An 11,753-nucleotide genomic window follows, 5' to 3' on the forward strand; every position below is an offset into this window, starting at 1 on the left:
CAGCGGAAGTAGCCCGTCGCGCCATTGTTGCCGGCAAGCATTGCATCACCAAAATCCTCAAACTGCGGATATTGCGGGTGGTTTACGTTACGTACCTGACTGGCGACAATCCGCGCCTCGCTGTTGCTGGTGTAAAACAGGAACTGTTCGATCTGGTGGCTGCCGATATCGCAGAGAATGCCGCCAAAATAACGGCGTTCGTAGAACCAGTCCGGACGTCCAGTCCCCTCGCGATGTGGACCCGTACCGAGAGTTTGCATGACCCGACCAATTGCCCCCTGTTTCACCAGGCTACCAGCGAAAACAGCGCTTTCAACGTGCAGGCGCTCACTGTAGTAGACCGCGTACTTGCGCCCGGTTTTCGCGACCATCGCTTTGGCGTCTTCCAGCTGTTCAAGGGTGGTCAGCGGCGCTTTATCGGTAAAATAGTCTTTACCCGCAGCCATGACTTTCAACCCCAGCAGGCAACGCTCTGACGGAATCGCCGCCCCGGCGATCAGAGCCACTGAGGCATCATTAAGCAGGGTTTCTAACGAGTCAGCTGCCTGTGCCTGCGGGTAGTGTTGTATAAATTTATCTACCTTTTCTGGATCGGGGTCGTAGACCCATTTCAGCGTGGCGCCTGCTTCAATCAGGCCGTTGCACATGCCGTAGATATGGCCGTGATCGAGGGCGGCAGCGGCAATCACAAACTCTCCGGGTTTTACTACCGGTTGCGGTTTACTTGTCGGGGCGTAGTTCATTCCGTCTTTATTGTTCATTTTTCTACTCCTGAATCTAAGTCTTTACCCAAAGGGATGGCACCGGCTTCTGCAAAATTGCTTACGGAGGCGGATTTCTGATAAAAATGCGGGGCTTCTTTAACCAGGCCGCCAGTGCGGTAAAACGCATCGGAGTTCGGGATTGGCAGCGTCACGACAGAACGGGTGATGGCGGATTTGTAGATCGCGGTGATGAGTTCAAGCGAGCGCTTTCCTTGCTCGCCATCAACCAGCGGAGCAGTGTGTTGTTCAATGGCGCTCAACATGTCGTCAATTTGTCCGCAATGCAGTGTCCACTTAAGCTGAGGTGTAGCGCGGAACAGCGTCTCAAGCTTATCTTCCAGCTCACGGTTATTTTCCGGCTCAGGGAAGCCGTTATCTGCGGAGCGGCTGGCAAATATCTTCCATGGCGCGGAGATGCGCGCCTTTTCGCCCTGAATAACAATTTTTTGATCTTCGCCGTGATGGACCACAGAAGCCGTTAATTGCGTCAGTGCGCCGTGGGGATAGCGGAAAATGGCCGCACTGAGGTCTTCAACTTCAGCATTGTCGTGGGCGACATTGGTCATCATGGCCACCACTTCGTTCGGGAAGCCGAGCATCCACTGAATGGCGTCGATGTGATGTACGGCATGATTAAGCGTGCAACCACCACCCTCTTTTTCCCAGGTGCCGCGCCACCACAGATCGTAATAGCTATGTCCACGCCACCAGAATGAATCCACCTGAGCGTGGCAAATCTTGCCCGCGAGACCGGAATCCACCGCTGTTTTTAAACGCCAGAAGGCGTCGGTAAAGCGGTTTTGTGCAATAACCGATAATGTTTTTCCACTCGCTTTTTGCGCGGCAATCATCGCATCGCACTCTTCGAGCGAGGCGGCCATCGGCTTTTCGCATAGCACATGCTTTCCGGCATTCAGGGCGTCAACGGCGATTTCTGCATGGACGTAGGGGGGGGTACATACATCCACCACGTCTATGGTGAGACCCGCTTCCAGCATTGCCTGGTGGCTACTGAAAACCTGGGCATCGGTCAGGCCATAACGCGTTTTTTTCTCTTCTGCTTTTTCCGGATAGATGTCGACCAGCGCGACAATCTTGCAGCGTTCGGGGAATTGCGCCCAGCCCTGAATATGGTTGTGAGAAATATTTCCGGTGCCGACAATGGCAATACTCAACATGGCTTTCTCCTTCTCATTTAACAGCGTGATGACCGGAAAATAGAAAGGGTGAGCCCCAGCGACAATGTTATTTTGTGAGAATACTCGCAAGGTGTTTAAGTAAAACTCAACGTTTCTGAAATTTGGTTTTAAAATCAACAGGCTGTTTCTGCAAATATTTGCAAAAAATGAATGAGAGCGAGGTCACACTATGCCAGGCAGGTTAAAAATAGAGGAAATTGCCTGCCTGACAGGTTATTCCGTCAGTACAGTTTCCAGAGTGTTAAGTGGCAAATCCTATACCAGTCATAAGGCCCGGGAAGCGATTATTCGTAGCGCACGAGAGTTAGGCGTGCTCCAGTCGATGGCAAGCGGACGGCTGTTAATTAACGGTATTGCTGTTTTTGCTCCTGAAAGAACCTTTCAGGGACGTGGAGATGTCTTTTATCTGGAAGTGACCAAAGGTATTGCAGAAGCCAGCGCAGCGCATAATGTCTGGATCAGCCATTGTGGATTAGAAGAACAGCATGCAGACGTGAAGTTATTTCTGCCACAAGAACATCAACGCCATCATTATCATTGGCACGGATGATTCAACAATATTTAAGCTCGCCAGCACGCTTAATAAACCCTGTGTATTAATTAACTCCTTTGACCGGGACATGGTGCTTGATTCCGTTTCGCCCGATCACCGTGCCATTGGATTTACGACGCTACGTTACCTCTTTGAGCAGGGGCATCGCCGTGTACTGACCATCACCTGTCTGCGCCGGGAAACACTTTATGCACGTCTGGATGGAATCAAAGAAGCGTATCGCCATTTTCACGTCTCCTTTGAGCCACAGCGCGATTTGTTAGTGACGGAGTGGTATACCGCTGAAGAGGCTGAGCGCGCGCTGGATGAGTGGTTGTCAGGCCACAACAGACAAGAGTGGCCGGAAGTTATCTTCCCTAACAGTACCAGAATGACCGATGGTGTACTTAAAGCCTTGCTGCGTCATGGGATCCGTGTTCCGCAGGATATTTCCATTATCACGACTGATTCTGAGTGGAATTTACAGCACGGGCTTGCAACGCCCATCACGGGGATTACAGTGCCGTGCCGCGCTCTGGGAATTGAAGCCGTTCATCTACTACAAACGCGACTGAACAGGCCGCAGGCGCCAATTTACAACCTGCTGTTGCAGGGGAGAGTCATAGATAACGGCTCGGTGAGTAATGCAACGCGCCACGCTGCTCGCGTGGCGCTAAACCAGTAGTCAGGCCCGTTGCGGCGGTAAGCAGACGCCAATGCCTCCGATGCCACAGTAGCCGTAGGGGTTTTTGTGCAGGTACTGCTGATGATCGTCCTCAGCGTAGTAAAACGGTTTCGCCGGGGCAATTTCCGTGGTGATGGCGCGCGTGTCGTTGGCGTCGCGCATTGCGGCCTGGAAACGTACCAGGCTGGCCTTTGCCGCTTCATCCTGCTCTGGCGTCAGGGGATAGATGGCGGAGCGATACTGGGTGCCATGGTCATTGCCTTGCTGCATGCCCTGGGCCGGATCGTGATTTTCCCAGAACACCTGCAACAGCTGCGCGTAGCTGATGACCTGCGGATCGTACACGACGCGTACGGCCTCGGCATGTCCGGTTTCGCCGGAACAGACTTCCCGGTAGGTTGGGTTCGGTGTGTAGCCGCCGGTGTAGCCTGCGGCGGTGCTGTAAACGCCGGGCAGTTGCCAGAACAGGCGCTCGACTCCCCAGAAGCAGCCCATCGCGAACAGAGCAACCGCCATCCCGGTCGGAACGTTGGTCATGGAGTGGCCATTGACAGCGTGGAGTGTTGCCACTGGCATAGGGGTGTTGCGTCCTGGCAGCGCATCCGCCTGGGCGACAAGATGCGTTTTATCAAATAGACTCACGGTTGGCCTCTCGAAACATCAGTCGGGTTAAGGTTGTAACGAAGCGTGTCTTTTAACACAATAAACACGCGCAATAGGTCTAGATTTAAGCATAAGAATTATTTGGGTTAGCGTCACTTTTTCAACCCTAAGTTGTTGGGGTTTTGTTAAGCCGGGGATCGGCACTTTCGTTTCCTGCGGGGGGAAACAAGGATATTCAGGAGAAAATGTGCTACAAATCCGCCAGTTATGTGTCACCAGCCTTTTGCTGGTCAGCGGGGTCGCTAGCGCCGCGAGCGTGCGTTTACAGGTTGAGGGGTTATCCGGGGAGCTGGAGAAAAACGTCCGGGCCCAGCTATCCACGATCCAGAGCGATGAAGTCACACCGGATCGCCGCTTTCGCGCGCGCGTCGATGACGCCATCCGCGAAGGGCTGAAAGCCTTGGGGTACTACGAACCGACGATCGATTTCGACTTACGCCCGCCGCCGAAAAAAGGCCGGCAGGTGCTGATTGCCAAAGTCACGCCGGGTGAGCCGGTACGTATTGGCGGCACGGAAGTCATCCTGCGGGGCGGTGCGCGCACCGACCGTGACTATCTGGATTTGTTAAAAACGCGCCCGGCTATCGGCACCGTCCTCAATCACGGTGATTATGACAGTTTTAAAAGCTCTCTGACCCGGGTCGCGCTGCGCAAGGGCTACTTCGACAGCGAGTTCAACAAAAGCCAGCTTGGCGTTTCTCTCGACCGCCATCAAGCCTTCTGGGATATTGACTACAACAGCGGCGAGCGTTACCGCTTTGGCCCGGTCACTTTTGAAGGATCGCAAATTCGCGACGAATATCTGCAAAACCTGGTGCCGTTTAAGCAGGGTGACTACTACACCTCGCAGGATCTCGCCGAGCTCAACCGCCGGCTGGCGGCGACCGGCTGGTTTAGTTCCGTGGTGGTGGCGCCGCAGTTTGAAAAGTCCCGCCAGACCAAAGTTCTGCCTTTGCAGGGTGTGGTCTCCCCGCGTAAAGAGAATACCGTTGAAACCGGGGTCGGCTACTCAACCGACGTCGGGCCGCGCATCAAAGGGACATGGAAAAAGCCGTGGATGAACTCCTACGGGCATAGCCTGACTTCCAGCCTCAGCCTTTCCGCCCCTGAACAGCAGCTTGATTTCAGCTATAAGGTGCCGCTGTTAAAAAGCCCGCTGGAGCAATACTACCTGATGCAGGGAGGCTTTAAACGTACGGATCTCAACGATACCAAAGCCGATTCCACTACCCTCGGCGTATCGCGTTTTTGGGAGATGTCGAGCGGCTGGCAGCGTGCGTTGAACCTGCGCTGGAGCCTCGACCACTTTACTCAGGCCAACGTGACCAACACCACGATGCTTATCTATCCCGGGGTGTCGGTAAACCGTACCCGTTCCCGCGGTGGCCTGATGCCGACCTGGGGCGACTCCCAGCGCTATTCGGTGGACTACTCCAACACCCTGTGGGGCTCGGATATTAACTTCATCGTCGCCCAGGCGCAGGATGTGTGGATCCGTACGCTCTACGACCGCCACCGTTTTGTGATGCGCGGCAACCTCGGCTGGATTGAAGCCGATGATTTCAACAAAGTCCCTCCGGATCTGCGTTTCTTCGCCGGCGGCGACCGCAGTATTCGCGGTTATAAATACAAATCGATCTCGCCGAAGGATGACGATGGCAAACTGATGGGGGCCTCGAAGCTGGCGACAGGTTCGCTGGAGTATCAGTACAACGTCAGCGGAAAATGGTGGGGCGCAGTTTTCGTCGACAGCGGCGAAGCGGTGAGCGATATCCGCAAAAGCAATTTCAAAACCGGCGCTGGCGTCGGCGTGCGCTGGCAATCGCCGGTTGGCCCAATCAAGCTGGATATTGCCGCACCGGTCGGTGACAAAGACGAACACGGTTTACAGTTTTACATCGGTCTGGGGCCTGAATTATGAGTTTATGGAAGAAGATAAGCCTCGGGATACTCATCTTTTTGGTCCTGCTGCTGGGGACGGTAGCGTTCCTGGTCGGTACGACCAGCGGCCTGCATCTGGTGCTGAAGGCGGCGGACCGCTGGGTCCCGGGACTGGAAATCGGCAAGGTGACCGGCGGCTGGCGTGATCTGACGCTGCAAAACGTGCGCTTTGAGCAGCCGGGCGTCGCGGTCACCGCCGGTCAGTTCCATCTGGCGGTCAAGCTACGGTGTCTGTGGGACAGCAGCCTGTGCGTGAACGATATTTTGCTGCGCGATATTTACGTGACGATCGACACCAGCAAGATGCCGCCTTCTGCACCGGTAGAAGCAGAGGACTCGGGGCCGTTGAATCTTTCGACGCCGTATCCTGTTACGCTGAGCCGCGTCGCGCTGCAAAACGTCAACGTCAAAATTGATAATACTGCTGTTTCGGTGAGGGACTTCTCCACCGGCCTGAACTGGCAGGAGAAGAATCTGACCCTGACGCCAACGTCGCTGCAGGGGCTGTTGATCGCCTTGCCGAAAGTGGCGAAAGTGGCGCAGGAGCAGGTGGTTGAACCGAAGATCGACAAGCCGAAACCGGCAGAAAAACCGCTCGGCGAGACAATGAAAGCGCTGTTCTCTCAGCCGGTGCTGCCGGAGATGACCGACGTTCATCTGCCGCTGAACCTGAATATCCAGTCGTTCCACGGCGAGCAACTGCGTCTCACCGGTGATACCGACATGACCGTCTACAGCATGCTGCTGAAAGTCAGCAGCATCGACGGGAAAATGCAGCTGGATACCCTGGATATCGATTCCGATCAGGGCAAGATCAATGCATCGGGCACCGCGCAGCTGCAGGATAACTGGCCGGTAGACATCACCCTCAACAGTACGCTGAACATCGATCCGCTGAAAGGCGAGAAGGTGAAGCTGACCGTCGGCGGCGAAGTGCGTAAAAAACTGGAGATCGGCGTGGATTTAGCCGGTTCCGTGGCGATGACATTACGCGCCGACGCGCAGCTGGCGGAAGCCGGACTGCCGTTGAATATGGAACTGAAAAGTAAACAGCTGTACTGGCCGTTAAGCGGAGAAAAACAGTTCCAGGCCGACGATGTGTTGCTGAAATTTAATGGCAAGATGACCGACTACACCATGGCGTTCAGTACCGCGGTGAAGGGGCAATCGCTGCCGCCGGCGAAAATCACCCTCAACGCCAAAGGGAACGAACAACAGGTTAATCTCGACAAGCTGACCGTTGCGGCGCTGGAGGGGAAAACCGAACTGAAAGCGCTGCTCGACTGGCAACAGGCCATCAGCTGGCGCGGCGAGCTGACGCTCGACGGTATCAATACCGCCAAAGAAGTACCGGACTGGCCGTCGAAGCTGAACGGGATAATTAAAACTCAGGGCAGTCTGTACGGCGGGAGCTGGCAGATGTCGGTACCGGAGCTGAAAATCACCGGTAACGTTAAGCAGAACAAGGTCGATGTCAGTGGTTCACTGCAGGGTAACAGCTACATGCAGTGGAAAATCCCCGGGCTGCGCCTGGCGCTGGGTAAGAACAGCGCTGAGGTGAAGGGTGAGCTGGGGGTGAAAGATCTGAATCTGGACGCCACCATCGATGCGCCCAATCTGGACAATGCGCTGCCGGGGCTGGGCGGCACGGCGAAGGGGCTGTTGAAGGTGCGCGGCACCGTTGATGCGCCGCAGCTGCTGGCGGATATCACCGCGCGTGCGCTGCGCTGGCAGGAGCTAACCGTCGCTCAGGTTAACGTCAAGGGCGACGTGAAGTCCAGCGATCAGATCGGCGGCAATCTTGATGTCCGCGTTGACCGGATAAGCCAGCCGGGCGTCAATATTAGCCTGGTGCAGCTCAATGCGAAGGGCAACGAGAAACAGCACGACCTGCAGCTGAAAGTGCAGGGCGAACCGGTTTCCGGGCAGCTGTCGCTGGCGGGGAGCTTCGATCGTAAAGAGGAACGCTGGAAAGGGACGCTGAGCAATACCCGCTTCCAGACCCCGGTTGGGCCGGTTTCCCTGACACGCAACATCGCACTGGATTACCGTAATCGCGAGCAGAAAATCAGTATCGGGCCGCACTGCTGGACTAACCCGAACGCCGAACTGTGCGTGCCGCAGACCATCGATGCCGGCGCCAGCGGACGGGCGCTCGTCAATCTGAACCGATTTGATCTGGCGATGCTGAAGCCGTTTATGCCGGAGGCGACCCAGGCCAGCGGCGTATTCAGCGGCACTGCGGATGTCAGCTGGGACACGACCAAAGAGGGGCTGCCGCAGGGCAAAGTGACGCTGAACGGCCACAATGTTAAAGTTACCCAGATGGTCAACGATGCGCCGCTGCCGGTGGCCTTTGATACGTTGAACCTGACGGCCGAATTGCATAACAACCGTGCGCAGCTCGGCTGGCTGATTCGCCTGACCAACAACGGTCAGTTGGATGGGCTGGTTCAGGTTACCGACCCGCAGGGGCGCCGCAACCTCGGCGGCAATGTGAATATCAATAACTTCTCGCTGGCGATGATTAACCCGATCTTTGCCCGGGGAGAGAAAGCGGAAGGGAAGCTCAATGCGAACCTGCGCCTTGGCGGCAATCTGCAAAGTCCGCAGCTGTTTGGCCAGATGCAGTTGGGCGGTATCGAAATTGACGGTAACTTTATGCCGTTTGATATGCAGCCGAGCCAGCTGGCGATGAACTTCAACGGGACCCGCTCAACGCTGCAGGGTACCGTGAATACCAAACAGGGCCAAATCAGCCTGAGCGGTAATGCCGACTGGACCCAGATTGACAACTGGCGGGCGCAGGTGGCGGCCAAAGGCAGTCGGGTGCGTATTACCGTGCCGCCGATGGTAAGGCTGGACGTTTCACCGGATGTGGTCTTTACCGCCACTCCGAGCTTGTTCAGCCTGGATGGTAACGTTGATGTTCCGTGGGCGCGTATCGTCGTCAATGATGTGCCGGAAAGTGCTGTTGGGGTCTCTTCTGACGAAGTGATGCTGGATAAAAATCTGCAGCCGATTGAGCAGAAGAGCGCCAGTATCCCTGTCAACAGTAACCTGACGATTCACGTTGGCAACAACGTCCGTCTGAGCGCCTTCGGCCTGAAAGCGCGTCTGACCGGCGATTTGAAAGTGGCGCAGGATAAACAGGGGCTGGGGCTGAACGGGCAGATCAATATCCCGGAAGGTCGTTTCCATGCCTACGGTCAGGACCTGATTGTCCGTAAAGGCGAGCTGCTGTTCTCCGGCCCGCCAGATCAGCCGCTGTTGAATATCGAAGCAATTCGTAACCCGGAGGCGACAGAAGACGACGTGATCGCTGGCGTTCGTGTTACCGGTTCGGCCGATCAGCCGAAAGCAGAGATTTTCTCTGACCCGGTTATGTCGCAGCAAGAAGCGCTTTCTTACCTGCTGCGAGGGCAGGGTTTAGGCAGCGGACAGAGCGATAGTGCCGCCATGACTTCAATGCTTATTGGTATGGGGGTTGCACAAAGTGGTCAGGTTGTGGGTAAAATCGGCGAGACGTTTGGCGTAAGCAATCTGGCGCTGGATACCGAGGGAGTGGGCGACTCCTCCCAAGTGGTAGTCAGCGGCTATGTGCTGCCAGGTCTGCAGGTAAAATATGGGGTAGGGATCTTTGATTCCCTGGCGACGTTGACGTTACGCTATCGCCTGATGCCCAGACTATATATGGAAGCGGTGTCTGGCGTAGACCAGGCTCTCGATTTGCTCTATCAGTTTGAGTTTTAGCAATGCGAATATTTGTTTACGGCAGTTTACGACGCAAACAAGGCAACAGCCACTGGATGACCAACGCTCAGTGGCTGGGCGATCATTGTGTCAACGATTATCAGCTGTACAGTCTGGGCCACTATCCAGGCGCGGTGCCGGGCGAAGGCACAGTACATGGTGAAGTGTATCGTATTGATGCATCAACGCTGGCCGAACTGGACGCGCTGCGCACCAAGGGCGGTGAGTACGCACGTCACCTGATCCAGACGCCTTATGGCAGCGCATGGATGTATGTCTATCAGCGCCCCGTTGAGGGCTTTACGCTGATAGAGAACGGCAACTGGTTAGACAGAGACCAGTATTAACCACGGCAACGCCACCTTCGGGTGGCGTTGTTTTTATGTCTGCCATTTACCCGGCACAGGTAGATGACAGACATAAAAACGTATTTGTAGCCCGGGTAATGGCCCCGCGAATTCCCCGGTGGCGCTTTGCTGACCGGTGCTACGGGCGTGTGCGGTGTCTGGATTTCTCACCCGGCGCATCGCCTGCGGGTATTTGTAGCCCGGGTAAGGCGTTAGCCGCCACCGGGGAAATAGCCCCGCGAATTCCCCCGTGGCGCTTTGCTGACCGGTGCTACGGGCGCATGCGGTGTCTGGATTTCTCACCCGGCGCATCGCCTGCGGGTATCTGTAGCCCGGGTAAGGCGTTAGCCGCCACCCGGGAAATAGCCCCGCGAATTCCCCGGTGGCGCTTTGCTGACCGGTGCTACGGGCGCGTGCGGTGTCTGGATTTCTCACCCCGCGCATCGCCTGCGGGTATCTGTAGCCCGGGTAAGGCGTTAGCCGCCACCCGGGAAAGGCTTTGTGCCAGAAACAAAAACACCGCCCTGAGGCGGTGTTTTCGATAACCAGAGTGCGGCAGAATTACTTCTTAGCGCGCTCGAAGGAAGCAATGATTTCAGCTTTAGCCGCTTCAGCATTGTCCCAACCGTCAACTTTCACCCATTTGCCTTTTTCCAGATCTTTGTAGTGCTCGAAGAAGTGGGTGATCTGTGCTTTCAGCAGTTCCGGCAGATCGTTCACATCTTTGATGTGATCGTACTCTTTGCTCAGCTTGGTGTGCGGCACGGCAACCAGTTTTGCATCTTCACCGGATTCGTCGGTCATCTTCAATACGCCAACCGGACGGCAGCGGATGACTGAGCCGGGTTCCAGCGGGTACGGCGTCGGGACCAGTACGTCAACCGGGTCGCCGTCCAGAGACAGGGTGTGGTTGATGTAGCCGTAGTTGCACGGATAGAACATCGCCGTTGACATGAAACGGTCAACGAACAGCGCGCCGCTCTCTTTGTCGACTTCGTATTTGATTGGATCTGCGTTCGCCGGGATCTCGATCACGACGTAGATGTCTTCCGGCAGATCTTTGCCTGCAGGTACGTTGAGTAAGCTCATGTCTGTTTCCTTTAAAATGTATGGCAAACAATTGCCAGGTATTATAGCCAACTCACATCGAATGTCTTCGCTTCTTTTTCTCCAGAACCGGTGAGGGGAGTCTGAATTCTTCCCGGCAATACAGCACGAAAATCCATAAACATAGCTACATACTGAATAAAATTATGTAACCGTTTTCATTGCATGTTCTTGATATCTAAAAGTGTGCAAAATTTCGTCATAAACGGCGAAGGACGTGCGGGCCGCGAAGCCCCACCGGCTCTCCGCTGGTGAGAATCATATCAATCAACATCTAATTAACTTTTTTGAAGTGTGATGTAACGCATTCAGTTACATCTCCGATTGTCTATAGTTTATCGGCAGGTGAGGTTTTAACCAACAATAACCCTACGAGGATCCTCTTATGTGGAAGCGCTTACTTCTTGTCACAGCAGTTTCCGCAGCTATGTCGTCTATGGTCATGGCTGCCCCTCTTACCGTAGGTTTTTCCCAGGTCGGTTCTGAATCCGGCTGGCGTGCGGCTGAAACCAACGTTGCGAAGGAGGAAGCCGCGAAACGCGGCATTACTCTGAAGATTGCCGACGCCCAACAGAAACAGGAAAACCAGATTAAAGCCGTCCGCTCTTTTATCGCTCAGGGCGTCGACGCCATCTTTATCGCGCCGGTCGTTGCGACCGGTTGGGAACCGGTGTTGAAAGAGGCCAAAGAGGCCAAAATTCCGGTATTCCTGCTCGACCGCTCTATTGATGTGAAAGACAAAGATCTTTACATGACAACCGT

The 11,753-nt window shown here is 55.2% G+C and carries 8 protein-coding genes and 1 pseudogene; 5 read left to right on the top strand and 4 right to left on the bottom strand.

The window, feature by feature from the left end:
* The coding region (locus ACZAHD_RS18250) for a Gfo/Idh/MocA family protein (protein ID WP_462458036.1) at window positions 1-761 on the bottom strand (761 nt) is incomplete at its 3' end.
* Window positions 758-1,942, bottom strand: a complete 1,185-nt coding sequence (locus ACZAHD_RS18255; protein ID WP_462458042.1) for a Gfo/Idh/MocA family protein — start codon at window positions 1,940-1,942, stop codon at window positions 758-760. The genes ACZAHD_RS18255 and ACZAHD_RS18250, both read right to left, overlap by 4 nt.
* Window positions 1,943-2,132: 190 nt before the next feature.
* Here ACZAHD_RS18255 and ACZAHD_RS18260 point away from each other — a divergent pair.
* Window positions 2,133-3,180, top strand: a pseudogene (locus tag ACZAHD_RS18260) (LacI family DNA-binding transcriptional regulator).
* Here ACZAHD_RS18260 and msrA read toward each other — a convergent pair.
* A complete protein-coding gene (gene msrA, locus ACZAHD_RS18265) occupies window positions 3,181-3,822 on the bottom strand; it encodes a peptide-methionine (S)-S-oxide reductase MsrA (protein WP_462458037.1) in 642 nt (213 codons plus the stop codon).
* Between the two features lie 208 nt (window positions 3,823-4,030).
* Here msrA and tamA point away from each other — a divergent pair, with 208 nt between their 5' ends.
* From tamA to ACZAHD_RS18280, 3 genes are read left to right on the top strand one after another with little or no spacing between them, the layout of a single operon-like run.
* Window positions 4,031-5,764, top strand: a complete 1,734-nt coding sequence (gene tamA / locus ACZAHD_RS18270; protein WP_462458038.1) for an autotransporter assembly complex protein TamA — start codon at window positions 4,031-4,033, stop codon at window positions 5,762-5,764.
* Entirely contained in the window at window positions 5,761-9,537 is a 3,777-nt protein-coding gene (gene tamB / locus ACZAHD_RS18275) for an autotransporter assembly complex protein TamB (protein ID WP_462458039.1), read from the top strand. Before tamA ends, tamB begins: the two co-directional genes overlap by 4 nt.
* A 2-nt stretch (window positions 9,538-9,539) precedes the next feature.
* The gene (locus tag ACZAHD_RS18280) at window positions 9,540-9,884 is read left to right on the top strand and encodes a gamma-glutamylcyclotransferase family protein (RefSeq protein ID WP_462458040.1); all 345 of its coding nucleotides are present in this window, start codon (window positions 9,540-9,542) and stop codon (window positions 9,882-9,884) included.
* A 561-nt stretch (window positions 9,885-10,445) separates the two neighbouring features.
* Here ACZAHD_RS18280 and ppa read toward each other — a convergent pair.
* Complete coding sequence (gene ppa / locus ACZAHD_RS18285) at window positions 10,446-10,973, bottom strand: inorganic diphosphatase (protein WP_004857176.1); 528 nt, start codon at window positions 10,971-10,973, stop codon at window positions 10,446-10,448.
* 403 nt (window positions 10,974-11,376) lie between these two features.
* Between ppa and ACZAHD_RS18290 the strand changes: the two genes are divergently transcribed.
* On the top strand, window positions 11,377-11,753 hold a 377-nt coding region (locus tag ACZAHD_RS18290; protein WP_462458041.1), incomplete at its 3' end, for a substrate-binding domain-containing protein.

This window comes from Raoultella sp., assembly GCF_039594335.1.
In the GTDB taxonomy this organism is placed as follows: domain Bacteria; phylum Pseudomonadota; class Gammaproteobacteria; order Enterobacterales; family Enterobacteriaceae; genus Klebsiella.